This is a genomic window from Prauserella marina, from assembly GCF_002240355.1.
Classification (GTDB): Bacteria; Actinomycetota; Actinomycetes; order Mycobacteriales; family Pseudonocardiaceae; genus Prauserella_A; species Prauserella_A marina.
Map to the genome: position 1 here is coordinate 1,392,892 of NZ_CP016353.1, position 24,696 is coordinate 1,417,587.

Genomic DNA, 24,696 nt, shown 5'->3' on the forward strand with positions numbered 1-24,696 from the left:
GCACAAAGTCCACCACGTCAGCACAGGCCAGAACACCGAGACCCACGAGGCAAACCGATGACAAGCGCCACCTCGCGATCGGAAACGAACGCTGGGCCGACACCACCGGCATCGCCCAGCCAACAAGGAGCAAGGCCGAAACCGGCACCGCCAGCTGGCGCGCCGGTACGGCTCACCGGCGCGCAGTCGCTGGTGCGCTCGCTCGAAGCGGTCGGCGTCGAAGTGGTATTCGGCATTCCGGGCGGCACGATTCTGCCGGCGTACGACCCGCTGCTCGACTCGACGAAGGTCAGGCACGTCCTGGTCCGCCACGAGCAGGGTGCCGGGCATGCCGCGACGGGGTACGCGCAGGCGACCGGCAAGGTGGGCGTGTGCATGGCCACCTCGGGGCCCGGCGCGACCAACCTGGTCACGCCGCTCGCCGACGCCAACATGGACTCCGTTCCGCTCGTCGCCATCACGGGGCAGCAGACAAGGGCCCTCATCGGTACCGACGCGTTTCAGGAAGCCGACATCTGCGGCATCACGATGCCGATCACCAAGCACAACTTCCTGGTGACCGATCCCGCCGACATCCCGAGGGTCATCGCCGAGGCTTTCCACCTCGCGAGCACGGGCCGCCCCGGCCCGGTGCTGGTCGACATCCCCAAGGACGTCCTGCAAGAGGCGACGGCGTTCAACTGGCCGCCTGAGATGCACCTGCCCGGTTACCGGCCGACGATGCGCCCGCACGGCAAGCAGGTGCGGGAAGCGGCGCGGCTGATCGCCTCGTCGCGGAGGCCGGTGCTGTATGTCGGTGGCGGGGTGCTCAAGGCGCGGGCTTCGGAGCAGTTGCGGCGGCTGGCCGAGCTGACCGGTATCCCGGTGGTGACCACGTTGATGGCCCGTGGTGCCTTCCCCGATTCGCATCCGCAGCACCTGGGGATGCCGGGGATGCACGGTTCGGTCGCGGCCGTGGCGGCGATGCAGCGGGCGGACCTGCTGATCGCGCTGGGCGCCAGGTTCGACGACAGGGTGACCGGCAGGCTGGATTCGTTCGCGCCGGACGCCACGGTGGTGCATGCCGACATCGATCCGGCAGAGATCTCCAAGAACCGCAAGGCCGACGTGCCCATCGTCGGCGACTGCGCGGAGATCATCACCGAGCTGATCGAGGCGGTGCGGGCGGAGAACGAGGAGTCGGGCCCCCCGGAACTGGACGCGTGGTGGACGCAGGTCGGGGCGTGGCGCGAGACGTTCCCCGCCGGGTACGAGTGGCCAGCTGACGGGACGTTGTCGCCGCAGTACGTGATCGAGCGGATCGGCGCGCTCGCCGGTCCCGAGGCGATTTACACGGCGGGGGTCGGCCAGCACCAGATGTGGGCCGCCCAGTTCGTGAAGTACGAGAACCCGCGTACGTGGATCAACTCGGGCGGGCTCGGCACGATGGGCTTCGCGGTGCCCGCGGCCATGGGCGCGCAGTTCGGGGAGCCGGGCAAGCAGGTGTGGGCCATCGACGGGGACGGCTGTTTCCAGATGACCAACCAGGAACTGGCCACGTGCGCCATCGAGGGCGCGCCGATCAAGGTCGCCGTGATCAACAACGGCAACCTCGGCATGGTCAGGCAGTGGCAGAACCTCTTCTACGCCGAGCGCTACTCCAACACCGATCTCGGGACGCACAAGCACCGCATCCCCGACTTCACGCTGCTGGCGGAGTCGCTGGGCTGCGCGGGTCTGCGGTGTGAGACCAAGGACGAGGTCGACGAGGTCATCCGCAGGGCGATGGACATCAACGACCGCCCCGTCGTCATCGATTTCGTCGTCGGCAAGGATGCACAGGTGTGGCCGATGATCGGCCCAGGTACAGGCAACGACGAGATCATGGCCGCGCGTGGCATCCGGCCACTGTTCGATGACGACGAGGTGTCCCGATGACCAACCACACGCTGAGCGTTCTGGTCGAGAACGTTCCCGGCGTGCTCGCGCGCGTGTCGGGCTTGTTCTCCCGCAGGGGTTTCAACATCGAGTCTCTTGCCGTTGGACCCACGGAGAACCCGGAGGTGTCCAGGATGACGATCGTGGTCGCCGTTGACGAGCAACCGCTCGAACAGGTGACCAAGCAGCTCAACAAGCTCGTCAACGTGATCAAGATCGTGGAGCTCGACCAGACCAGCGCGGTGCAGCGGGAACTGCTGCTCGTGAAGGTCAGGGCCGACGCGACGGTGCGCAGTCAGGTGCTGGAGACCGTGCAGCTCTTCCGCGCCAAGGTCGTCGACGTTTCCCCGGAAGCGCTCACTGTCGAGGCGACGGGCACGAGCGACAAGATCGGCGCCTTGTTGCGCATGCTGGAACCGTACGGTGTGCGTGAGCTTGTGCAGTCGGGCATGGTCGCCGTCGGAAGGGGAGCGCGGTCGATCACGGCGGCCTCTCCCCGCTAACGAGGCGCTTCGCGCCGATGAGCAACTTTTTCAGATGATCCGAAAGGAAGTAGTACCCCTCATGTCAGTCGAAATCTTCTACGACGACGACGCCGATCTGAGCATCATCCAGGGCCGCAAGGTTGCCGTGATCGGCTACGGCAGTCAGGGGCACGCTCACGCGCTGAGCCTGCGTGACTCCGGAGTCGATGTGCGCATCGGCCTGCCTGAGGGGTCGAAGTCGCGGGCGAAGGCCGAGGACGAGGGGCTGCGCGTGCTGTCCCCCGCCGAGGCTTCCAAGGAAGCCGACCTGATCATGGTGCTCGCGCCGGACACGAAGCAGCGCGCCATCTACACCGAGGACATCGAGCCCAACCTCAACGCGGGTGACGCACTGTTCTTCGGGCACGGCTTCAACATCCGTTACGACCTGATCAAGCCGCCGGCCAATGTGGACGTCGCGATGGTCGCCCCCAAGGGACCCGGCCACCTGGTGCGCAGGCAGTTCGTCGACGGCAAGGGCGTGCCCTGCCTCATCGCCATCGAGCAGGACCCGAGCGGCAACGCGCAGGCGATCGCACTCGCCTACGCGGCGGCCATCGGCGGCGCGAGGGCGGGCGTGATCAAGACCACGTTCAAGGAAGAGACGGAAACCGACCTTTTCGGTGAACAGTCCGTTCTCTGCGGTGGTGCTTCCGCGCTCGTGCAGACCGGCTTCGAGGTACTCACCGAGGCCGGGTACGCGCCGGAGATCGCCTACTTCGAGGTGCTCCACGAGCTCAAGCTCATCGTGGACCTCATGTATGAGGGCGGTATCGCCCGGATGAGGTATTCCATCTCCGACACCGCGGAGTACGGCGACCTCACCCGCGGCCCCAGGGTCATCACCCCTGAGGTCAAGGAAAACATGAAGGCGATCCTCGCCGAAATCCAGGACGGCACCTTCGCCAGGGAGTGGGTCGCCGAGGACGAAGCGGACCGCCCGAACTTCCGTAAGCTGCAGGAAGCCGGCGAACAACACCCGATCGAGGAGACCGGCCGTAAGCTCCGCGGACTCATGTCCTGGGTGGACCGTCCGATCACCGAAACCGCCTGACGCGAAGCATTTTCACGGCCCCCGGGGCCGCTTTTCCCGCCCTCCCGGCGGGGAAGGCGGCTTTGGGGGCCTTTTCGGTTGTGGCATACGGTGGCGGTCCATGAGGGAGCTTTCTTCAGTCGTCGAGAACGACCTCGGCGACTCCACCGTCGCGGCGGAGTTCGCCGCACTCGACGCCGACCTGGATTTGGTCGCCGCCGACGGCATCGATGCCATTGATGCCATTGACGCTATTGGCTCCGTCGACGACAAGGTCGATCTCAGAGCCGAGCTGGACTTCGGCGAAGCGGAGTGGCACACCGTCCCCTCCTCGGAGGACCGGGTGCTCGAACTGTCGTTCGTTCCGCACACCGACGGTGTCACCTATGTAGCGATGCGTCAGGCAAGCAGCCAGGAAAGCCCTGTCCTGGTTTTCACTCCGTCCGAATGGGACGCATTCCTCGCTGGAGCGAGAGAAGGGCAGTTCGACAGGGAGAACGCCGGATAGTCACGGCCTTCCCGGCGGCGTCACGGGTCCGGTGCGAGGCGTGACGCCTCGGGGCAGGGAAGTCCTTGCGCGTCCCCGCCGATTCATTGCCCGCGCGGTGAAAACTCCGGCGTTGACACCGTTGTCCCCTGCTGCTCTGGCACGACAGCGCGCCCGTGTCCCTCCGTGTTGGCCATCGGCTGAGGTCCGCGAATCCGCCCGGTTGATTCGCTTCCGCCGAAATGTGCCGTCCCGTCGGCGACGGCTCTCATTCTCTGGGAATGTCTCGGTGAATAGGGGGCCGTCGAGCCGGTGCGGTGACCAGGATGGCGTTCGAGTAGCCGGAACGTGGGTCCGTGCTGGTCGGCGCGAGTGCGGGTCTCGTGGCTCCTGGCGCGGATCCCGCTGTCCCGGCGCGGATTCCGGCGTTCTCGGCCGTTGATTCGTGTGGCCTGCATTGCGGTCGTGTTCCAGCTGGGCGTTAGACTGCGAGGCGCCCAGGGCTCTACCGGGCACCTCAGGGCACAGCGTCGTGACCCGTCGAGCGCGTCTGCGAAACCGATCCCAACGCTTACGAAAGGCGCATCGTGACCATTGCCAGCCAGCCCGTCGTGCTCATCGCCGAGAAGCTCGCACCTTCCGCGGTGAGTGTGTTCGGGGACGAGGTCGAGGTCCGGCACGTGGACGGAACCGACCGTCCCGCACTGCTGGACGCGGTGAAGAACGCGGACGCGCTGCTCGTTCGGTCCGCGACCAAGGTCGACGCCGAGGTGCTCGGAGCCAGCGGCAGGCTCAAGGTCGTCGCGAGGGCGGGTGTCGGCCTCGACAACGTCGAGGTTCCCGCGGCGACGGAGCGGGGCGTGCTGGTCGTCAACGCGCCGACCTCCAACATCGTGTCCGCCGCCGAGCACGCCGTCGCGTTGTTGCTCTCCGTCGCGAGGCGAGTGCCCGCCGCGGATCAGAGCCTGCGTGCCGGTGAGTGGAAGCGCAGCGCCTACACCGGTGTCGAACTCAACGGCAAGACGGTCGGCCTCGTCGGCTTCGGCAAGATCGGCCAGCTCGTCGCGCAGCGGCTCGCCGCCTTCGAGACCAAGATCATCGCCTACGACCCCTACACCTCGCCGGCGCGCGCGGCGCAGCTCGGTGTCGAGCTGGTGTCGCTCGACGAGCTGCTTGAGCGGGCCGACGCGATCTCCATCCACCTGCCGAAGACGCCGGAGACCAAGGGGCTCATCGACGCGGCGGCGCTGGCCAAGACCAAGAAGGGCGTCATCATCGTCAACGCGGCCAGGGGCGGCCTCCTCGACGAGGACGCGCTGGCGAACGCGGTGCGCGAAGGACAGGTCGGCGGTGCGGGTGTCGACGTGTTCGCGAGCGAGCCGACGACGGAGAGCCCGCTGTTCGGCCTGCCGAACGTGGTCGTGACCCCGCACCTGGGTGCCTCGACCGCCGAGGCGCAGGACAGGGCGGGAACCGATGTCGCGAAGTCGGTCCTGCTCGCGCTGCGGGGCGATTTCGTGCCGGACGCGGTCAACGTCGCCGGCGGCGGCACCGTTGGCGACGAGGTGCGCCCCTACCTTCCGCTCGCTCACAAGCTGGGAACCGTGCTGTCGGCGTTCAGCACGCAGGCTCCGTCGTCGGTCGCCGTCGTGGCCAGCGGTGAGCTTTCCGGTGAGGACGTGAGCGTGTTGCAGCTCGCGGCCCTTCGTGGCGTGTTCTCCAGCGTCGTCGAGAACCAGGTCACCTTCGTCAACGCGCCGAGGCTCGCCGAGGAGCTGGGTGTGCAGGTGCAGGTGACGACCGAGCCGGAAAGCCCCAACTACCGCAGCCAGCTCACGGTGCGCGCGGTGTACGCGGACGGAACGGTCAACTCCGTTTCGGGTGCCGTGTCCGGCAAGGAAGAGATCCAGAAGCTGATCGAGGTCAACGGCAGGCACTTCGACATCAGGGCCGAGGGCAACATGCTGCTGCTCGAATACCCTGACCGGCCAGGCATCATGGGCAGGGTCGGCACGTTGCTCGGCGAGGCGGGCATCAACATCGAGGCCGCGCAGATCAGCCAGACCACCGATCGTTCCGACGCGGTGATGCTGCTGCGCGTCGACAGGGCCGTCGACAACCAGCTCCTTGAGCCGATCGGCGCAACCGTCGGCGCGCGGAAGATCCGCGCCATCACATTCGCATAACGAGACTCCCTTCGGCTGCACTCGCTGCGGTTAGGTGATCACCGACCGAGGTTGTTCCTTGACGCCGCAGCGAGGGCATGTCGATGAATCGATGGGTGGCGCGGTCGGTTGCCGCGGCAATGACCGTTGTACTGGCCGGATCCGTCACCGGGGTCGCCTCGGCTCAGGATGAGCCACCACCCGCGCGGGGGCTCGACCCCGCTTCGGTCGATCCCGCCAAGGTGGCTGGAAAGCTCTCGCCACGGCTGGCCGGGGCCGAAGGCAGCACGACGGCGTTCGTGCAACTGGATCGCACGCCGGCCGTCGACGCGTTCAACGAAGTCCGCCCACAGGGGCTGGAGGTCGCGCGGGAAGCGGCCGTCGAGGCGAGGCAGGTCGTCGAGGACACTGTGGACAGTGTCGTCGGGGTTCTGCGCACGCTCGACTCGAACACGACGGTTCTCGCGCGCACCACCAACGCCGTCGCGGGTGCGATCGTGACGGCGGACGCGGCCGCTCTCGCCGGTATCGCGGAGCGCGACGACGTGCTGTCCGTGCGCCCGGTCGTGCCGAAGACGAGGACGAACACGAGCGCGGTTCAGCTCACCGACACCCTCACCGCGTGGCAGCAGACCGGACGGTTCGGCGACGGTGTGCGCATCGGCATCATCGACGACGGCATCGACTACACGCATGCCGACTTCGGTGGTCCCGGTACGAAGGAGGCCTACGAGTCCATCGACCCGACGGTCGTCGAGGCGTCCTATTTCCCGACGGCCAAGGTGGTCGGCGGAACCGACCTCGTCGGTGACGAGTACGACGGTTCCGGCAGCCCCGCGCCGGACCCCAACCCGCTCGCGTGCGGCAACCACGGGACCCACGTCGCCGGAACGGCGGGCGGCTTCGGTGTCGAGGCCGACGGCAGCACGTTCACCGGTGACTACGCCTCGCTGACGCCGGAGCGGGTCGACGAGATGCGCATCGGTCCTGGTACGGCACCGAAGGCGCAGTTGTACGCCATCAAGGTCTTCGGCTGCACCGGTTCGACCAACGTCACGGCACAGGCGATGGACTGGGCGCTGGATCCGGACGGCGACGGTGATTTCTCCGATCGCCTCGACCTCGTCAACCTTTCGCTCGGCAGTGACTACGGCGCACCCGACGACCCCGATTCACTGTTCGTGCGCAAGCTCGCGGCCAACAACGTGCTTCCCGTGTTCTCCGGCGGCAACGGCGGCGACCTCTACGACATCGGCGGCTCGCCGGGCAACACCCCCGAGGCGCTGACCGTGGCCAGCACGAGGGACGCCTCGATCCTGCGCGACGCCGTCGACGTCACCGCGCCTCCCGGTACGACGGGCCGTTACGGCGGCCAGTACAGCCAGGACTACGCGGGCTACGACGAACTCGATCTCACGAGGGCGGTGGTCGCGCTTTCGGCAGGCAACGCCGACGGCTGCGAGCCGTACTCGGCCGAGGACGCCGCTGCCGTCGCGGACAAGTTCGTGTGGCTGGAATGGGACGACGACGACGCCACCCGGGCGTGCGGTTCGTTCGCGAGGGCGCAGAACGCGCAGGACGCGGGGGCGGCCGGTGCGCTGTTCTCGTCCACTGTGGAGCATTTCGCGGCCGGTCTCGCCGGTAACGAGGGCATCCCGGTGTTCCAGTTCACCGGGTCGGCGACCGAGGCGGTGCGGTCCTCGCTGGAAGCGGGAACGCTTGAGGTGCGCATGTCCGGCGCCGCGAGGGCTAGCCTGCACACCGAGGATCAATCCATAGTGGACACACCGAGTGTCTTCACGTCGCGAGGTGTTCGCGGGCCTTCGGTGAAGCCGGATGTCGCCGCGCCAGGCGACACCATCGCCTCGGCTTTCGCGGGCAGCGGCAACGACCGCACGGTGTTGTCAGGAACGTCGATGGCGGCACCGCACACCTCCGGCGTCGCCGCGCTGATCAGGCAGGCACACCCGGACTGGACGGTCGAGGAGGTCAAGGCCGCCGTCGTCAACACGGCAGGCCACGACGTGAGCGACGACAGCGGAACCTTCGCGCCGCAACGGGTCGGCGCGGGAAGGCTCGACGCCAAGGCGGCGCTCGACAACAGCGTGCTTGCCTACGTGAAGGACGACCCGGGCTCGGTGAGCGTGACGTTCGGGACGATCGAGGCAGCCAAGCGCACCTCGGTCACCAAGACCGTGAAGGTGGTCAACAAGGGCACGAACGTCGTGGACCTCGGCGTCGGCTACGAGGGCGTGACCCAGCAGCCTGGTGTGCGCTACGAGGTCTCGAAGAGCTCGGTGCGATTGAGCCCGCGCGGAGTGGCGACGGTCGGCGTCACCGTGCACGTGGACCCCTCGGCGCTGCGCAAGACCATCGACCCGACGATGGAGACGGAGCAGGCCGGTCTGGCGAGGCAGTTCCTCGCCGACGCCTCGGGCCGGATCGTGTTCACCCCGCGCAGCGGCACCGCGGTGCCGCTGCGGGTTCCGGTCTACACGGCGGCGAAGCCGGTCGCCGACATCTTCGTTCCGAAGCAGGTGAACTTCCCCCGCAAGGCGAGCCAGAGCGTGCTCAACCTCGGCGGAAGGGGTGTGGACCAGGGTGAGGACAGCGAGGCGTACCAGTCGCTGATCAGTCTCTTCCAGCTTCAGGCGACCTCGCCGAGGCTGCCGGATTGCGCCGATGGCGGGAGCGAGGAGTGCGCGGTCAACGGCACGGCCAGGGGCGGCGATCTCCGGTACGTCGGGGCCACCTCGACGGCGCCGCTGGCGGCCGAGCAGGGCAACCCCGACGACGCTCTGCTCGCCTTCGGGCTCGTCACCTGGGACGACTGGGCCAACATCGGCAGCAACACGGTGCCCTACATCGACATCGACACCACCGGCGACGGACGGCCGGACTTCGAGTTGTACGTGACGAAGGCCGTGTCGAGCGACGTGCTGCTGGTCAACACCGTTTCCCTCAACGAACCGGAATTCCCCTCCGTGGACATCCAGGCGGTGAACGGACAGCTCGGTGACGTCGACACGAATGTCTTCGACACCAACGTCATCGCGTTGCCGGTGAGACTTTCCGCGCTTGGCATCGATCCGGAAGCCGACTCCCACAAGATCACCTACACGGTCGGCGTCGCCGGGTACTACGGCTCTCCTGCCACGGGCGACGTGGACGGTGTCTCGGACCCGCTGACGTTCGATCCGCTCGCGCCCGCCTACACCGTGCGAGGCGGGGGAGACCCCGCGCTGTCCTACTTCGCGAGGCCGGGCACGGCGCTCGTCGTCGACCGCGATCCGGCGGCCGATCCCGGCGAACAGGTGCTCGGACTGCTGGCGCTCAACCACCACAACGCCTCGGGAGACCGGTCCTCGGTCGTCCGGCTCCACGTCGCGGGCCAGAGGCCGACACCGAACCTTTGATGATCATTTACGTAGCGCAATGCCACCATCGGGTGGCTCCCTGTGGAGGGCGCTGCGGCGTAAGGGTGGTAGGGCTTCGAACAATTGTCGACTGCCGGTAACCTGCCGTCGCTGGAGTTCGATCGCGAATGGGGCATCCGGGACCCCGGTGACCCGACTGACGGAGGTGTGTGGATGCGGCTCGCTGTGATCCCAGGTGACGGGATCGGGCCCGAGGTGGTCACCGAGGCATTGAAGGTACTGACCGAGGTCGTGCCTGGCGCCGAGACCACCAACTACGACCTCGGTGCCACCCGTTGGCACTCCACCGGAGAACTGCTTCCCGAGTCGGTGCTCGGTGAGCTCCGGCAGCACGACGCGATCCTGCTCGGCGCCGTCGGCGACCCGAGCGTGCCGAGCGGCATTCTCGAAAGGGGATTGCTGCTGCGCCTGCGTTTCGAGCTGGACCACCACGTCAACCTCCGGCCCGCCAGGCTCTACCCCGGCGTGCGGGGGCCGCTCGCCGATCCCGGCGAGATCGACATGGTCGTGGTCAGGGAGGGCACGGAAGGCCCTTACGCCGGCAACGGTGGCCTGCTGCGCAAGGACACCGAGCACGAGATCGCGACCGAGGTCAGCGTCAACACCGCTTTCGGGATCCGGCGGGTCGTCGCCGACGCGTTCCAGCGCGCGCAGGAGCGGCCCCGCAAGCACCTCACCCTCGTGCACAAGACCAACGTGCTCGAACACGCCGGTTCGTTGTGGTCGCGCATCGTCGAGGAGGAGTCGCTTGAGCACCCCGACGTGACCGTGGCGTACTCGCACGTCGACGCGGCGACCATCCACCTCGTGACCGATCCGAGCCGGTTCGACGTCATCGTGACCGACAACCTCTTCGGCGACATCATCACCGACCTTGCCGCCGCCGTCACCGGTGGCATCGGGCTCGCCGCGAGCGGCAACCTCGACATCACCAAGCGCAACCCGAGCATGTTCGAGCCGGTGCACGGTAGCGCGCCGGACATCGCGGGCCAGAGCCTCGCCGACCCCACGGCGGCCGCGCTGTCGGTGTCCCTGCTGCTCGATCACCTCGGCCAGAAGGAAGCGGCACGGCGCATCGAGGCTTCGGTCGCCTTCGACCTGGCCACCCGCGACCAGGCGTCGCCCGGCAGCACGCAGGCGATCGGCGACCGGCTCGCCGCGCTGGTCTCCTCGAACACCCGGCAGGCGAGCTGATCCTCCCCGTGGTCACTTTCGGTCCGTGGCAACGACCGAAAGTGACCACGGGACAGCACCCGGGCCTCTCGCGTTCGCGAGGGGCCCGTTGTCGTTCGCGGTGGATTCGTTGCGGGACAAGTACCTTGGGTGCACAACGAGTGCGCGACGATGCCTGTCCTGGTTGGACGGAGCGCCGCCAGTACCGCCCTGGGTGAGCCACCGCGCGACGCACGTAGACTCGGTACGTGCGTCTTGGTCGAATTGCTCATCCTGAGGGCGTCGCGTTCGTCTCCGTCGAAGGAGATGGCGCCGACGCGGTAGTGCTGGAGATCGCCGACCACCCGTTCGGCAACCCGACGTTCACGGGACGACGGTGGCCGCTCGCCGACGTGAGGGTGCTCGCGCCGATCCTGCCGTCGAAGGTCGTCGCGGTCGGCCGCAACTATGCCGCTCACGCGCAGGAGTTCGGCAACGAGGTTCCGAAGGAACCGATGATCTTCCTCAAGCCGTCGACGAGCGTGATCGGCCCGAACGTGGCCATCAAGCGCCCGCGAGCGTCATCCCAAGTGGACTTCGAGGGTGAGCTCGCCGTCGTGATCGGGCAGCCCGTTCGCAACGTTCCCGCCGCGAGGGCCGGTGCCGCGATACTGGGCTACACCGTCGGCAACGACGTGAGCGCCCGTGACCTCCAGCGTTCCGACGGCCAGTGGGGCAGGGCCAAGGGGTTCGACACGTTCTGCCCGCTCGGCCCCTGGATCGAGACGTCGCTCGACGCGAGCGACTTGGCCCTGCGGTCCGAGGTGGACGGCGAGGTCAAACAGGACGCCCGCACCTCGGCGCTGGTGCACAAGATCCCCGAGCTGGTCGAGTTCGTCTCCGGTGTCATGACCCTGCTGCCCGGCGACGTCATTCTCACCGGGACACCGGAAGGCGTCGGCCCGGTCGAGAACGGCCAGCAGGTGTCCATCACCATCGAGGGCATCGGCACGCTCACGAATCCCGTTCAGGACGCCTAGGGCTTGCCCACTCCAAGCCTATGAAACACGCCTGGCAAAAGCGGGGGCGTGCTCGGGGCGGAGCCCGATGCCGATCAGGTAGGCGGGGATGAACGACAGCTTGGGGAACCGGCGCATCAGCTTGATCACCGGTTTCGGCGGTCCGGTCCGCCTGCCCTCGACGATGGGCTCGGCGACCCCCTTGTGCAGCAGTTGTTGCAGTGCCTGAACCGCGATGGTCGGCAGCAGCCTGCGCCTGCGGACCTTCGCCAGGCGTGAGCTGGTCACCTCGCCCTTGCGCAGTGGCGCCGCCAGTACGGTCGCCGTGGCGACGGCGTCCTGTACGGCGAGGTTGATCCCCACTCCGCCGATCGGCGACATGGCGTGCGCGGCGTCCCCGATGCACAGCAACCCCTCGGTGTGCCAGCGGTTCAGCCGGTTCACCCTGACGTCGAGGTGCTTCACGTCGTCCATCGAACCGAGCCGGTCGACCCGGTCGGCCAATTCGGGGCGCACGGCCGCCACCTCCTCTCGGAAATGCTCGATCCCGCGTGCCCGCAGGCTCGCGTCGATTCCCTTCTTGGCGATGTAGGCGATCTGGTAGTAGCCGGAGCGCGGGATCACGATGGCGAACCTGCCGTCCCTCGCGGTGGGCGTGAGTGAGGCGCTTTCCTCGCCTTCGTGCTGCGGCAGCTTGAACCACCACGCGTCGATCGGCACCGGAAGTTCCTTCGGCCGCAGACCGGCCTGCCGCCTCGCGATCGACCACCGTCCGTCGCAGGCCACCGTGAGGTCGGCGCGCAGTTCACCGGTGCCGCCTTGCCGCTCGCGGTAGCGCACACCCTCGACCACGCCGTTCTGCTCGATCAGCCCGGTCACCTCGGTGTTCCTGCGCAGCGTGAAGGTCGGTTCCTTCTCGGCGGCTTCGGCGAGCAGGTTCAGCAGGTCCCATTGCGGGGTGATGGCGATGTAGGGGTGGCGCACGTTGAGCCTGCGCAGATCCCCGACCACCACGAGCCCTTCGTCGCCGTCGGGGAAGGCGATCTCCTCCAGCTTGCTCTGCGGAAGCGCGGCGAACTGCTCGCCGAGACCGAGTTCGTCGAGCAATCGCAGCGTCGAGGGGTGCACGGTGTCGCCGCGGAAGTCGCGGAGGAAGTCGCCGTGCTTCTCCAGCACCGTCACCTCGACGCCGGCGCGGGCGAGCAGCAGTCCCAGCACCATGCCAGCCGGACCGGCGCCGATGATCGCGCAGGTCGTGGCCTCCTTGCCGGTCGTGGCCGGATGTTCCGACATGATCAGCACCTCTATTCATCACTTGTTGAATAAATTCACCATGCACCGAAAACCCGTGCCCGTCAAGGGCGATAGGCTGGATGGGCTATGACTGAGAACAAGGCCGTCCGCGCTCGCTTCTGTCCATCGCCCACCGGAACCCCGCACGTCGGGTTGATCCGCACGGCGTTGTTCAACTGGGCCTTCGCCCGCCACCACGGTGGCTCGCTCGTGTTCCGCATCGAGGACACCGACGCGGCGCGCGACTCGGCCGAGTCCTACGAGGCGCTGCTGGAGGCGCTGCGCTGGCTGGGACTCGACTGGGACGAGGGCCCCGAGGTCGGCGGTCAGTACGGCCCCTACCGGCAGAGCGAGCGTGGCGAGGTCTACTCGGACGTCGCGAGGAAGCTGCTCGAAGCGGGGGAGTTGTACGAGGCGTACTCGACCAACGAAGAGGTCGAGCAGCGGCGCGTGGCCGCGGGGCAGGACCCCAAGCTGGGCTACGACAACTTCGACAGGGAACTCACCGACGAGCAGCGGGCCGCCTTCGTCGCCGAGGGCCGCTCGCCGGTGCTGCGGCTGCGGATGCCTGACCACGACCTCACGTGGAACGACCTCGTGCGCGGTGAGATCTCGTTCAAGGCGGGCACTATTCCCGACCCCGTCCTCGTGCGCGCCAACGGTCAGCCGCTCTACACGCTGACCAATCCGGTCGACGACGCGCTCATGCGCATTACGCACGTACTGCGTGGAGAGGACCTGCTGCCGTCGACTCCCCGGCAGCTCGCTCTTTACGAGGCGCTCACCAGGGTCGGTGTCGCCGAGTTCATCCCCGAGTTCGGACACCTCCCCTATGTGATGGGTGAGGGCAACAAGAAACTGTCCAAACGCGACCCGACGTCGAACCTTTTCAACTACCGCGACCGAGGGTTCATCAAAGAGGGCCTGCTCAACTACCTTGCGCTGCTCGGCTGGTCGATCGCCGACGACCGCGACATTTTCACCGTCGACGAGCTGGTCGAGGCGTTCGAGATCACCAAGGTGAGTGCCAACCCCGCGCGGTTCGACGTGAAAAAGGCCGAAGCCATCAACGGTGTGCACGTGAGGGCGCTCGACATCGGCGACTTCACCGAACGGGTGCTGCCCTATCTCGTCGGTGGCGGCGTGCTTCCCGCCTCGCCTTCCGCCGCACAGCTGGAGACGTTGCGGGCCATCGCGCCGCTGGTCCAGGAGCGCGTGACCGTACTGTCCGAAGCGGTCGATCTGCTGCGGTTCCTCTTTGCCGACGAGGAGAGTTTCGCGCCGGAGGAAGCCGCCGCGACCAAGAACCTCGGCCCTGTCTCGGAGCCCGTGCTGCGCGCGGCCATCGAGGCGCTGGAGGCAACGGGCTCCTGGAGGGCGGGCGAGATCGAGCAGGCATTGAAAAACGCACTCGTCGACGGGTTGGGACTCAAGCCACGTAAGGCTTTCGCGCCGATTCGGGTCGCGGTGACCGGGCGTACGGTGTCACCGCCGCTTTACGAATCGATGGAGCTTTTGGGGCGTGAGATTTCACTCGGCCGGTTGCGGCGCGCGCTTCCGCGCAACTGACCGTAGAAAGGCTGGACCGAAACAGACAGCCCTTTATCACCTTGTCAGACGAGTCGGCGGCGGCCAAACTGACCTAGCCTCGCTTGGTGGCTTTTGCGTTCGGCTCCCCGACGGCATCGCAAACTGTTTCTGACAACGCGGCTTCCCCACCATGGGTGCCGCCCGAACTCCGGCTCGTCTGTCTCGACATCGACGACACGTTGATCGACTTTTCCGCCGCGAGCCGAAGATCGCTCGCGGCCTTGATCGGCCGCACCGACATGTGGCCGCTCTGGGAGCGGATCACCGATGAACATGTCGCGAGGGTCGTCGCGGGCGGGCTCGACTACGCCGACATGCATGTCCGGCGCACCGAGGCGTTCCTCACCGAACTCGGTGTGATCGCGGCGCATCCCGACATCGCGGAATTCGAGGTACAGCGCAAGGACAGGCTGCGCCGGTATCTGCGGCTGTTCGACGACGTGCTGCCCTGCCTCGACTGGCTGATCGCGGCGGGGGTGCGCCTCGCCGCCGTGACCAACGCCTCCGGCGCGCACCAGCGAGAGAAGCTCGCCAACCTCGGCCTCGCCAGATTCTTCGACCACGTCGCGATCGCGGGCGAGATGGGGGTCGCCAAGCCCGATCCCGTGATGTTCCACTCGGTCTGTTTCAAGCTCGGCTGTGATCCCGCCGAGGCCGTCCACGTCGGCGACAAGCTCGGCACGGACGCGATCGGAGCGCGCGACGCGGGGCTGGCGGGCGTGTGGCTGGACAGGGACCCTTCCGGCTCGGCCGACATCGATCCGCCCGCCGGAATTCACGTTCTCGCCGGTCTCGACGAGCTTCCCGAGTTGCTGGTGTCCGAGTTCGTCAGGGTCGGCGTACCCGCTCAACGTTGACCGGCAGGCCCGGTTGTCGCCCTGTTCAGGGCGTGGTCTAGTATTTCTTTCCAGTGGTGCTGAGCCCGAGCTTGCTCAGGTGAGGCACCTCTTTGGGGTATGGTGTAATTGGCAGCACGACTGATTCTGGTTCAGTTAGTCTAGGTTCGAGTCCTGGTACCCCAGCGGTGGAGTGAAAAACCCGCTCTGGTAAGTTTCTCTCCAGCACAGAAGAACAAGCCCCCGTCGTCTAGCGGCCTAGGACGCCGGCCTCTCACGCCGGTAGCGTGGGTTCGAATCCCATCGGGGGTACTCGAAAGAGTAAGGCCCTTATCCGCGAAAGCGGATAAGGGCCTTTTTGTTGCCCGCTCAATGTCCGCGAGTCCCCCGCTCAGGCCAGCGAGATCCGCACTCGGGCCGTCGAGATCCGCACTCAGGCCAGTGAGATCCGCGTTCGAGCACCGGAACCGCCGCGGCGCGAAGTAGTGCGGCACGGAGCCGCGGCGCCGCCGGCTACCTCGCGTCGGCGTAGCGGTCGCCGATGGCGGCGGGTATCGGGAACAGCACAGGGCAGAGGAGCCGGACACCAGCGCCGCCGTCTCAGGAGGAGCCGGACACCGGCGCCGTCGTCTCGTTGCCCCGCGCGAGACACGTCGCCCGCTTGCAGCGAGCGCGTTCGGCCTGAAGGTGTGCGGCGTGGCTCCTTCGTCGGCTGTGGACCGACGGTTTGCCGGTCGAAGGGGCGTTACCGGGACCGCCGGAAACCCCGGAGCCCGGAAACCCAAGCCAGGAGCCCAAGTCCTTCGAGCCCCGAGGAGACGGCGTGGTGCGCCACGTCACGGTCGGCAGGTCACCGCCGTCACGGTCACTGCCGTCATGTCACCGCCGACATGGCCACGGTCGACCGTCCACTTCAGCGGGACGGCCGGACGACCGTGGTCAGCGTGGGATCGATCGGCGGGTGCCGCGGGTTTCACCGCCGACATGCTCGTGCGAACGTGGCAGCGCGTTGTCGCGCCGCCGCAACGGTTCCCGCCGTCGTCGAGGCGGCCTTCGGTGGCGACCGCGATCAGGCGACCGCGGTCGCCGTCGGACTGAGCCGAGTCGGGGGAGCGGTCGTCCGGCACGGACTGTGAGAGTTGTTCCTGCTGTTGCTGGCGGGGCTGGATTTCTTCCTGGGAGCGTTCGCCCGCCGCTGCCCCGGACAGCGGGCGGCGGGACCGCGAGGCGTCCCTTGGTCTAGAGCCGTTCCTGCAACGCGTCGGCGGCGGCGAGTAGATCGGCCGCCCACCGCGCACCCGGCTTGCGCCCGATGCGTTCGACGGGACCGGAAACCGAAACGGCCGCGATGACCGTGCCAGAGGAATCCCTGACCGGGGCGGAAACGCTCGCCACTCCCGGCTCCCGCTCCGCGACGCTCTGGGCCCAGCCCCTTCGCCTGACCTCCAACAGCGTGCGCTCGCCGTAGACGGCGTCGGCGAGCACGGTGCGCTGGGTGTGCGAATCCGCCCATGCCACCAGTACCTTCGCGCCCGACCCGGCCGTCATCGACAGTCGCGTGCCGACGGGAACGGTGTCGCGCAAGCCACTCGGCGGTTCGGCCGTCGACACGCACACCCGCTGTACGCCGTCCCTGCGGTAGAGCTGCACGCTCTCGCCGGTGATGTCGCGCAGTTTCGGCAAGATGATGCTCGCCGCGTCCAGCAACGGGTCCGTCGTTCCTCCCGCGAGTTCCCCGAGCGCGGCACCGGGACGCCAGCGGCCGTCGGGGCCTCTGCGCAGTAACCGGTGTACTTCGAGTCCGACCGCGAGGCGGTGCGCCGTCGCTCTCGGAAGTCCTGTGCGCGCGCACAATTCGGCGAGCCCGCACGGTTCTTCGGCGACGGCATGCAGTACGGCAACGGCTTTGTCCAGGACGCCGATACCGCTCTGCTGGTTTTCAGGGTTATGCTGTCCCACAAAGCGATACTATATTCTCGGAGTTTGGGAAGTCCAGATTGTGGGAGCCGACTTCCGCAACTCCCTGTTTCAACGCTCATGGAGGAGCCCTGATGGCCGAAGAACGGGGCCGCACACTCGCCGAAAAAGTGTGGGACGCGCACGTTGTGCGCCGAGGTGAAGGCGCAGAACCGGATCTGCTCTACATCGACCTGCACCTCGTGCACGAAGTCACCAGCCCGCAAGCGTTCGACGGGCTGAGGCTCGCCGGAAGGCCGGTGCGCAGGCCGGATCTCACCATCGCCACCGAGGACCACAACGTCCCTACGGTCGACATCGAGCTTCCCATCGCCGATCCCGTCTCGCGGACGCAGGTGGACACGCTTCGCCGGAACTGCAAGGAGTTCGGAGTCCGGCTCCACCCCATGGGCGACATCGAACAGGGCATCGTGCACGTCATCGGCCCGCAGCTCGGCCTGACCCAGCCGGGAACCACCGTGGTGTGCGGCGACAGCCACACCTCCACCCACGGCGCTTTCGGCGCGATGGCCTTCGGTATCGGCACCTCGGAAGTCGAGCACGTCCTCGCGACCCAGACGCTTCCGCTGCGTCCCTTCAAGACCATGGCCGTCAACGTCGAGGGGACGCTGCGTCCCGGAGTGACGGCCAAGGACGTCATCCTCGCCGTCATCGCCAGGATCGGCACCGGCGGAGGACAGGGCTACGTACTCGAATACCGGGGCAGTGCGATCAGCGCGCTGTCGATGGAATCGCGGATGACCATCTGCAACATGTCCATCGAGGCAGGCGCGCGCGCGGGCATGATCGCCCCCGACGAGACGACGTTCGCCTTCCTCAAGGACCGTCCGCACGCTCCGCGCGGCGCGGACTGGGAGGCGGCACTCGCTGAATGGCGCGAGCTGCGCACGGACGACGGCGCCGTTTTCGACGCTGAGGTCACGATCGACGCCGATGAGCTGACTCCGTATGTGACCTGGGGTACCAACCCTGGTCAGGGACTTCCGCTCGGCTCGTCCGTTCCCGACCCCGAGCGCATCGCCGACGAGAACGAGCGGACGGCCGCAGAGAAGGCCCTGTCCTATATGGATCTTGTTCCGGGCACTCCGCTGAGGGAGATACCGGTGGACACCGTGTTCCTCGGCTCGTGCACCAACGGCCGGATCGAGGACCTCAGGGTCGCGGCGGGCGTGCTGGAGGGCCGCAAGGTCGCCGAAGGCGTCCGGATGCTCGTCGTTCCCGGTTCGATGCGGGTGCGCAAGGCAGCCGAAGATGAGGGACTCGACACGATTTTCACCGCGGCGGGCGCCGAGTGGCGGCAAGCGGGGTGCTCGATGTGTCTCGGGATGAACCCGGATCAGCTCAAGCCGGGGGAACGCAGCGCCTCGACCTCCAACCGTAACTTCGAGGGAAGGCAGGGCAAGGGCGCGCGGACGCATCTCGTGTCGCCGCTCGTCGCCGCGGCGACCGCCGTGCGGGGAACCCTGTCGTCGCCCGAAGACCTCGGCCAGTAAGGCGACTGTCCACCTCTCGACAGTACAAACCCAGGTCAAGCCGCCGCGGACCGATCACATCGCGCGCCTGACCAACCCGAAGCAGGAGCGATCCGACATGGAACCCTTCACCAAGCACACCGGCATCGGAGTGCCGCTGCGCAGGTCCAACGTGGACACTGACCAGATCATCCCGGCCGTCTACCTCAAGCGCGTGAGCCGCACCGGGTTCGAGGACGGGCTGTTCGCCGCATGGCGCGGTGACGAGCACTTCGTGCTCAACCAGGAGCCGTTCAAGGCGGGCAGTGTGCTCGTCGCGGGACCCGACTTCGGAACGGGATCCTCGCGTGAGCATGCCGTGTGGGCGCTCATGAACTACGGCTTCCGGGTCGTCATCTCGTCCCGGTTCGCCGACATCTTCCGCGGCAACTCCGGCAAACAGGGTCTGCTGGCCGCCCAGTGCGAGCAGGCGGACGTCGAGTTGCTGTGGAAGCTGCTCGAAACCGAGCCAGGCACGGAGGTCACGGTGGACCTCGCCGAGAAGACTGTACGAGCCAAGGACTTCGTGGCGAGCTTCTCGATCGACGACTACACCCGCTGGCGGTTGCTCGAAGGACTCGACGACATCGCCCTGACACTCCGACACGCCGACGAGATCGCCTCGTTCGAGTCGCGACGGCCTTCCTGGAAGCCGCTCACCATCCCTTCAGCGTCGTCCTGAGCCGCGGATTCCCTGCTCAGAAAGGGAATCCCGGCTCGGAGGCCGGTCTGGGAAACCTCGCCGAACGGCATCGGAAGGGCCCCCAAACGGGGTCATCGGGGACACAACAGCGCACCCGATAAGGAAAAATTCCGCGTGCCGTTTGGAATTTGTGCTGCGTTGGTAATACCGTGTGCGCATGTCGGCCGGTGTGGCCGGGTAACAAGTAGTTCTTCTTGGAGGACTGGAATGGCCAACAAGGCCCAACTGATCGAGGCGCTCTCCGAGCGCCTGGGCGACAAGAAGGTCGCGTCGCAGGCTGTCGACAACCTTGTCGACATCATCATCCGGACGGTGAACAAGGGCGAGAAGGTGAACATCACCGGCTTCGGTGTGTTCGAGAAGCGCGCTCGCGCTGCCCGTACCGCGAGGAACCCGCGGACCGGCGAAACCGTGCGCGTCAAGAAGACCAACGTCCCGGCCTTCCGTGCCGGCACGACCTTCAAGGACGTCGTCAGCGGTGCGAAGAAGCTGCCGAAGGCCACCACGGCCAAGCGGGCGACCGCGAGCAGCAGCGCCAGGAGCACCGGCACGACGACGAGGGCGGCCGCCAGCCGTCCGACCGCGACGCGCAGCACGACCACCCGTACCCGCGCGACGACGGCTCGCAGCACGAGCCGTACCGCCACCAAGGCGGCTCCGAAGACGGCGTCGAGGACCGCGGCCAAGACCACAGCCAAGACCGCCACCAAGGCGGCACCGAAGTCGACTGCGAAGGCGACGACCGCGAAGGCGTCGACCGCGAAGAAGACGACGGCGAAGGCAACCAAGGCGACGACGAAGGCGGCTCCGAAGGCCGCGGCGAAGAAGACCACCACCGCCGCTGCCAAGAAGACCACCACCGCTGCCAGGAAGAAGAAGTAGGCGACCTACTGGTCAGCTACCTCTCGGCAGGGCCCCGCGTATCCCACGTGGGGCCCTGCCGCATGTCTGGGGGTTGTCGGGTTCGCGCGGCGTGGCCAAAGGATTGGCCATGTCGCACGGGCACTCGGCGCGACGGCGGGGCGGGGAAAAGTCAGGCCGGCAAGGGGAGAGCGCGCCGTCAGCGCACCGAAGGCGAGGGAGCGGGCAACGGGCTGGGCAGGTAGCTCGCCGCCACGAGGCTCGGGGTGTCCCCATCCGCCGCGAAGGACAGCAGCCACAACGAGCCCTTCTTGCTCGCGAGGGAACCGGTTCCGCCCGTGGGAAGCGCGACACCGCCGACACCACCGCGTTCGGCCAGCGTCCGTACCAGGGCGGGGATGACCCCGCCCTGGCTGCACACGACCGGAGTTCCTCCCTCAGCGGCGATCCGCAGCAACCTGGCCACCGTGGCCGAGGGGGCGGACGAGAAGCTCTCCTCGGCGAAGACAGGCTCGGTTGTGACTGTCCTGTCGAGATCGTCGGCGACGCCGAGCACCGTCTGAACACAACGCAGCTTCGGCGCCGCGAACACCCGGTCCGGGCCGAACGTGCCGAGCAGCACTCGAAGTGCCGCCGCCTGACGCCTTCCCGCCTCGGAAAGGGGCCTCAGATCGTCCGCACCGGCCCACGACTCCCGCTTGCCGGCCTTGGCATGCCGGACAAGCAATACGGTCGTCAGATCGGCAGGCAGGGCCATGAACTGCCGCAATACCGCCCTGTCCCCGTCGTAGCCGACCATCGGGACGGCCAGTTCGGGTGAGCACCAGCGGAGTTCGTCGACTTCCTCGTTGGCGGCGAATAGCCCTCCGAGAGCCCGCGCCGAGAAGTAGTCGACCGTTTTCGCCGCCTCGCCGACGGAGTATTCGACCCGGGTGAGGAATCGGCCGAGAACGGCATCGAAGCCGGTTTCCTCGGCCAGTTCCCTAACGGCCGCGACCGGAGCGGTCTCGCCCTGATCGAGCTTTCCTTTGGGAAGTGACCAGTCGTCATATCGATTGCGATGAACAACGGCCACTTCGAGCTTTTCCGTGGCGGGGTTCCTTCGCCACAACACCGCACCCGCCGCGCGGATGACCGGCCTTTCCGTGCCGCTCACGCGTTCACCCCGTCGCGCCGTGTTTGCGGAGCAGTTCGATCTGGTGGTCCCGGACCTGTGTGGTTTCGGCGGGGAAGGGGATCCATTCGCCTGTGGCGCTCAACACCCAGCACCGGGTCAGCGGATCGAGCGCCGAGTCGAACACCTCACCGAGTTGTGCGGCCAGCTTGGGATCCTTGACCTGGACCATTGCTTCGATGCGGCGATCGAGGTTGCGGTGCATCATGTCCGCGCTGCCGATCCAGTAGGCGTCGGCTCCCCGGAAGTGGAAGATCCGCGAGTGTTCCAGGAAGCGGCCGAGTATCGAGCGCACGGAGATGTTGTCGCTCAGCCCCGGCACACCCGGTTTGAGCGCGCAGATGCCGCGCACGACGATGTCGACCTCGACGCCGGCCGCCGATGCCCGGTACAGCCCGTCGATGACCTGTTCGTCCACCAGTGAGTTGCATTTGATGCGCACACCGGCCGGTTTGCCTGCCTTGGCCAGTTCGATCTCGTCGGCGACGTAGGAAAGGATGCCGCGCCGGATGCCGTGCGGTGACGTGAGGATGTTGCGGTAGGTCGCCTGCCGCGAGTACCCGGTGAGCACGTTGAAAAGGTCGGTGAGGTCGGCTCCGATCGCCGGATCCGCCGTCAGCAGGCCGAGATCTTCGTACAGCCGCGCCGTCTTGGGGTTGTAGTTGCCGGTTCCGATGTGGCAGTAGCGGCGGATGGTCCCGCCCTCCTGCCGGACGACGAGCGCGACCTTGCAATGGGTCTTGAGCCCGACGAGGCCGTACACGACGTGAACGCCGGCGCGTTCGAGCGTGCGCGCCCACGTGATGTTCGCCTGTTCGTCGAAGCGGGCCTTGATCTCCACGAGCGCCACGACCTGTTTGCCGGCCTCGGCCGCGTCGATGAGCGCGTCGACGATCGGGGAATCACCCGATGTGCGGTACAGCGTCTGCTTGATGGCGAGCACTTTGTCGTCGGCGGCCGCCTGCTCGATGAACCGTTGCACGCTCGTGGAGAACGAGTCGTAGGGATGGTGGACGAGCACGTCACCGTCGCGCAGGGTCGAGAAGACGCTCTTCGGTGTCTCTCTCTCACCGAACGCGGGATGTGTCGCGGGAACGAAAGGGCGGTCCTTCAGCTCCTTGCGATCGACGGACAGAAGCTGCATCAGACAGGTGAGATCGAGCAGACCGGGAACCTCGACGACATCCCTCGGATCGACTTCCAGTTCCCTGAGCAGCAGTTCGAGCATGTGCTCGCTCATGTCGTGCGCGACTTCGAGCCGCACCGGGGGACCGAACCTGCGTTGCGCGAGTTCTCGTTCCAGCGCCTGCAACAGATCCTCGTCGCGGTCTTCCTCGACCTCGAAGTCGGCGTTACGGGTGACCCGGAACACGTGGTACTCGGTGACTTCCATGCCACTGAACAATTCGCCGAGGTGCGCCGAGATGAGCTCTTCGAGCGGAAGGAAGGTCGCGGTCTGGCTGTCCCGCTGGCGTTCGATCCTGACCAGCCGGGGAACGTTGTTGGGCACCTTGACTCTCGCGAACCGCTCGGTGCCGCCCTCCGGATCGCGCACCGTCACGGCGAGGTTGAGCGAAAGACCGGAGATGTAGGGGAACGGGTGGGCGGGGTCGACGGCCAGTGGGGTGAGCACGGGGAAGATCTGCTCGGTGAAGTACTGCGAGAGCCTTGTGTGATCAGCGCCATCCAAATCGGACCAGCGCACGATCCTGATGTCCTTCTCGGCGAGCGAGGGCCGCACGTGCTCCTCGAAGGCGGCGGTGTGCCGTTCGACCAGGTCCTGGTTGCGTTTGGCGATGTAGGAAAGCTGTTCGCGCGGGGTCAGCCCGTCAGCGCTGCGCACGGAGAGCCCGGTCTCGTCCCTTCGCTTCAGTCCCGCGACCCTGACCATGTAGAACTCATCCAAATTGGACGCGAAGATGGCGAGGAACTTGGCCCGTTCGAGCAGCGGCTGGGAGGCGTCCTCGGCGAGCGCGAGCACCCTGGCGTTGAAGTCCTGCCAGGAGAGCTCGCGGTTGAAGTACCTGTCGTCGGGAAGCGCGTCGGGAACCTGTTCGCCGCCGGTCACCGCGGGCGGCGCCGAGGGAACCGACGTCGGCGGCGGTGCCGGTTTCCCGTCGGTCTCGGTGGGTACCGGCGGCGGCGAGGTGGTGACTCGCCGGCTACCGTCTGCCGAGGTTCCGGGGGCTACCCCACTCTTGTCGTCGCTCACTCGTGCATTGTTCCCCACTTGTGGCGACCGTGTGCACCTTCCGATCCGGCGAACCGGTGAAGATCGTCGCCCGTGGCGGGGGTTCCTACCGTGAGAGGTAAGCGGCTTCCAGCACGGCCGTCGTGCGCTTGCCGAGCCCGATGAGCCGCGCGTGCTCCAAATCCGCCGCGGTGTCGACGTCGCCGCGCAGCGACGGCGCGGCCAGCCCGAGCGGAGTCGCGCCGGAACGCTCGTGCGAGGCCGCCGAACCCGCGCCGAAACGTGGATCGAGCGCTCCGCCGTTCGAGGAGAGCAGAAGCGTGGTCCCGGTTCCGTGCCGGTCGGCGGTGAATGCCCTGCGGCCGTCCGCTTCCTCGATCGCCGCCGACAGTTCGCTCGCCCTCAGCGCGGGAAGGTCCGCCTGTAACGCGCCGACGATGCCGCCGGGGTCGTCCGCGCGCAGCAGGCGTTCACCGAGCCGAAGCGCCGCGTTCAGCCCCGTGTCCGCCGGGTTTCCCCGGACGTTCCCTTCCCCGCCCGCTGCCGGTTCGTCCTCGCCGACGACCTCGACGCCGAGCGCGCGCAACTCGGCGAGCGGTTTCGGATCGCTGCCGACGACGAGCACCCTGCGCACGCCTGCCGCTTCCGTGGCGGCGAGCAACGTGTCCGAGGCGAGCGCCAGGACGAGCGCGGCGTGGCGCTCCGCGTTCGCGGCGTGACCGAGCGCGCCTCGAAGGCGGGATTTTCCGGCCACCGGAGGCTTCAACGGCACGATGAGGTCTACAGCCACGTTCCCATCTTTACGCAAACCGGCGCGTTCGGTGCC

The 24,696-nt window shown here is 67.3% G+C and carries 18 protein-coding genes and 2 tRNA genes; 15 read left to right on the forward strand and 5 right to left on the reverse strand.

Translation table 11 applies throughout. The features are described 5' to 3' along the window. The first annotated feature begins 57 nt into the window (after positions 1-57). The 8 genes from BAY61_RS06355 to BAY61_RS06390 all read left to right on the forward strand — a co-directional run bounded on the left by BAY61_RS06355 (position 58) and on the right by BAY61_RS06390 (position 11,755). Positions 58-1,917, forward strand: coding sequence for an acetolactate synthase large subunit (locus BAY61_RS06355; RefSeq protein WP_091799694.1), 1,860 nt, complete (start codon positions 58-60; stop codon positions 1,915-1,917). Continuing rightward, positions 1,914-2,420: an acetolactate synthase small subunit gene (ilvN, locus tag BAY61_RS06360; RefSeq protein ID WP_091799697.1), complete on the forward strand. Its 507-nt coding sequence runs from the start codon at positions 1,914-1,916 to the stop codon at positions 2,418-2,420. The genes BAY61_RS06355 and ilvN overlap by 4 nt, the downstream gene beginning before the upstream one ends. Positions 2,421-2,481: 61 nt before the next feature. Further along, positions 2,482-3,495: a ketol-acid reductoisomerase gene (gene ilvC, locus BAY61_RS06365; protein WP_091799700.1), complete on the forward strand. Its 1,014-nt coding sequence runs from the start codon at positions 2,482-2,484 to the stop codon at positions 3,493-3,495. Positions 3,496-3,595: 100 nt separating this feature from the next. Then, positions 3,596-3,982 (forward strand): DUF397 domain-containing protein, encoded by a 387-nt coding sequence (locus BAY61_RS33890; RefSeq protein ID WP_091799703.1) that lies wholly within the window; start codon positions 3,596-3,598, stop codon positions 3,980-3,982. 566 nt (positions 3,983-4,548) lie between these two features. After that, complete coding sequence (gene serA / locus BAY61_RS06375) at positions 4,549-6,147, forward strand: phosphoglycerate dehydrogenase (protein WP_091799706.1); 1,599 nt, start codon at positions 4,549-4,551, stop codon at positions 6,145-6,147. A gap of 119 nt (positions 6,148-6,266) precedes the next feature. Next, a complete protein-coding gene (locus BAY61_RS06380; RefSeq protein ID WP_245865858.1) occupies positions 6,267-9,542 on the forward strand; it encodes a S8 family peptidase in 3,276 nt (1,091 codons plus the stop codon). Positions 9,543-9,716: 174 nt separating this feature from the next. After that, positions 9,717-10,757 carry a 3-isopropylmalate dehydrogenase gene (locus BAY61_RS06385; protein ID WP_091800779.1) on the forward strand — a complete coding sequence of 347 codons (1,041 nt, stop codon included), beginning with the start codon at positions 9,717-9,719 and terminating at the stop codon, positions 10,755-10,757. A gap of 227 nt (positions 10,758-10,984) precedes the next feature. Further along, complete coding sequence (locus BAY61_RS06390) at positions 10,985-11,755, forward strand: fumarylacetoacetate hydrolase family protein (protein ID WP_091799712.1); 771 nt, start codon at positions 10,985-10,987, stop codon at positions 11,753-11,755. Positions 11,756-11,773: 18 nt separating this feature from the next. Here BAY61_RS06390 and BAY61_RS06395 read toward each other — a convergent pair whose 3' ends face one another. Further along, a complete protein-coding gene (locus BAY61_RS06395) occupies positions 11,774-13,027 on the reverse strand; it encodes an FAD-dependent oxidoreductase (RefSeq protein ID WP_091800782.1) in 1,254 nt (417 codons plus the stop codon). Between the two features lie 87 nt (positions 13,028-13,114). Here BAY61_RS06395 and gltX point away from each other — a divergent pair, with 87 nt between their 5' ends. The 4 genes from gltX to BAY61_RS06415 all read left to right on the forward strand — a co-directional run bounded on the left by gltX (position 13,115) and on the right by BAY61_RS06415 (position 15,765). Then, on the forward strand, positions 13,115-14,596 hold the full coding sequence (gene gltX, locus BAY61_RS06400) for a glutamate--tRNA ligase (protein ID WP_091799714.1): 1,482 nt from the start codon (positions 13,115-13,117) through the stop codon (positions 14,594-14,596). 155 nt (positions 14,597-14,751) lie between these two features. Further along, on the forward strand, positions 14,752-15,474 hold the full coding sequence (locus BAY61_RS06405) for an HAD family hydrolase (RefSeq protein ID WP_245865860.1): 723 nt from the start codon (positions 14,752-14,754) through the stop codon (positions 15,472-15,474). A gap of 93 nt (positions 15,475-15,567) precedes the next feature. Beyond that, positions 15,568-15,639, forward strand: a tRNA-Gln gene (locus tag BAY61_RS06410). A 53-nt stretch (positions 15,640-15,692) separates the two neighbouring features. Next, positions 15,693-15,765 (forward strand) — tRNA-Glu (locus tag BAY61_RS06415). A 927-nt stretch (positions 15,766-16,692) separates the two neighbouring features. On the opposite strand, the gene BAY61_RS06425 is transcribed toward BAY61_RS06415, so the two are convergent. Further along, positions 16,693-17,412, reverse strand: a complete 720-nt coding sequence (locus BAY61_RS06425; RefSeq protein ID WP_091799740.1) for an IclR family transcriptional regulator — start codon at positions 17,410-17,412, stop codon at positions 16,693-16,695. A gap of 92 nt (positions 17,413-17,504) precedes the next feature. Here BAY61_RS06425 and leuC point away from each other — a divergent pair, with 92 nt between their 5' ends. The 3 genes from leuC to BAY61_RS06440 all read left to right on the forward strand — a co-directional run bounded on the left by leuC (position 17,505) and on the right by BAY61_RS06440 (position 20,526). Next, a complete protein-coding gene (gene leuC, locus BAY61_RS06430; RefSeq protein WP_091799743.1) occupies positions 17,505-18,923 on the forward strand; it encodes a 3-isopropylmalate dehydratase large subunit in 1,419 nt (472 codons plus the stop codon). 97 nt (positions 18,924-19,020) lie between these two features. Continuing rightward, positions 19,021-19,623, forward strand: a complete 603-nt coding sequence (gene leuD, locus BAY61_RS06435; protein ID WP_091799747.1) for a 3-isopropylmalate dehydratase small subunit — start codon at positions 19,021-19,023, stop codon at positions 19,621-19,623. A gap of 228 nt (positions 19,624-19,851) precedes the next feature. Continuing rightward, positions 19,852-20,526, forward strand: coding sequence for an HU family DNA-binding protein (locus tag BAY61_RS06440; protein ID WP_091799749.1), 675 nt, complete (start codon positions 19,852-19,854; stop codon positions 20,524-20,526). Between the two features lie 178 nt (positions 20,527-20,704). Here the strand turns inward: BAY61_RS06440 and BAY61_RS06445 are convergent, their stop codons facing one another. The 3 genes from BAY61_RS06445 to cofC form a co-directional block, all read right to left on the reverse strand. Beyond that, positions 20,705-21,661: an NUDIX hydrolase gene (locus BAY61_RS06445; protein WP_245865862.1), complete on the reverse strand. Its 957-nt coding sequence runs from the start codon at positions 21,659-21,661 to the stop codon at positions 20,705-20,707. A 4-nt stretch (positions 21,662-21,665) separates the two neighbouring features. Then, positions 21,666-23,891, reverse strand: a complete 2,226-nt coding sequence (locus tag BAY61_RS06450; protein ID WP_091799752.1) for an RNA degradosome polyphosphate kinase — start codon at positions 23,889-23,891, stop codon at positions 21,666-21,668. Positions 23,892-23,976: 85 nt separating this feature from the next. Next, the gene (cofC, locus tag BAY61_RS06455) at positions 23,977-24,660 is read right to left on the reverse strand and encodes a 2-phospho-L-lactate guanylyltransferase (RefSeq protein WP_091799755.1); all 684 of its coding nucleotides are present in this window, start codon (positions 24,658-24,660) and stop codon (positions 23,977-23,979) included. Positions 24,661-24,696 lie beyond the last annotated feature (36 nt).

Bases quoted from the DNA above. Each gene is read 5' to 3' on its own strand.
- BAY61_RS33890 (WP_091799703.1), top strand. From the start codon at position 3,596: ATGAGGGAGCTTTCTTCAGTCGTCGAGAACGACCTCGGCGACTCCACC.
- BAY61_RS06355 (WP_091799694.1), top strand. From the start codon at position 58: ATGACAAGCGCCACCTCGCGATCGGAAACGAACGCTGGGCCGACACCA.
- BAY61_RS06385 (WP_091800779.1), top strand. From the start codon at position 9,717: ATGCGGCTCGCTGTGATCCCAGGTGACGGGATCGGGCCCGAGGTGGTC.
- ilvN (WP_091799697.1), top strand. From the start codon at position 1,914: ATGACCAACCACACGCTGAGCGTTCTGGTCGAGAACGTTCCCGGCGTG.
- BAY61_RS06395 (WP_091800782.1), bottom strand. From the start codon at position 13,027: ATGTCGGAACATCCGGCCACGACCGGCAAGGAGGCCACGACCTGCGCG.
- leuD (WP_091799747.1), top strand. From the start codon at position 19,021: ATGGAACCCTTCACCAAGCACACCGGCATCGGAGTGCCGCTGCGCAGG.
- leuC (WP_091799743.1), top strand. From the start codon at position 17,505: ATGGCCGAAGAACGGGGCCGCACACTCGCCGAAAAAGTGTGGGACGCG.
- ilvC (WP_091799700.1), top strand. From the start codon at position 2,482: ATGTCAGTCGAAATCTTCTACGACGACGACGCCGATCTGAGCATCATC.
- gltX (WP_091799714.1), top strand. From the start codon at position 13,115: ATGACTGAGAACAAGGCCGTCCGCGCTCGCTTCTGTCCATCGCCCACC.
- BAY61_RS06440 (WP_091799749.1), top strand. From the start codon at position 19,852: ATGGCCAACAAGGCCCAACTGATCGAGGCGCTCTCCGAGCGCCTGGGC.
- BAY61_RS06380 (WP_245865858.1), top strand. From the start codon at position 6,267: ATGACCGTTGTACTGGCCGGATCCGTCACCGGGGTCGCCTCGGCTCAG.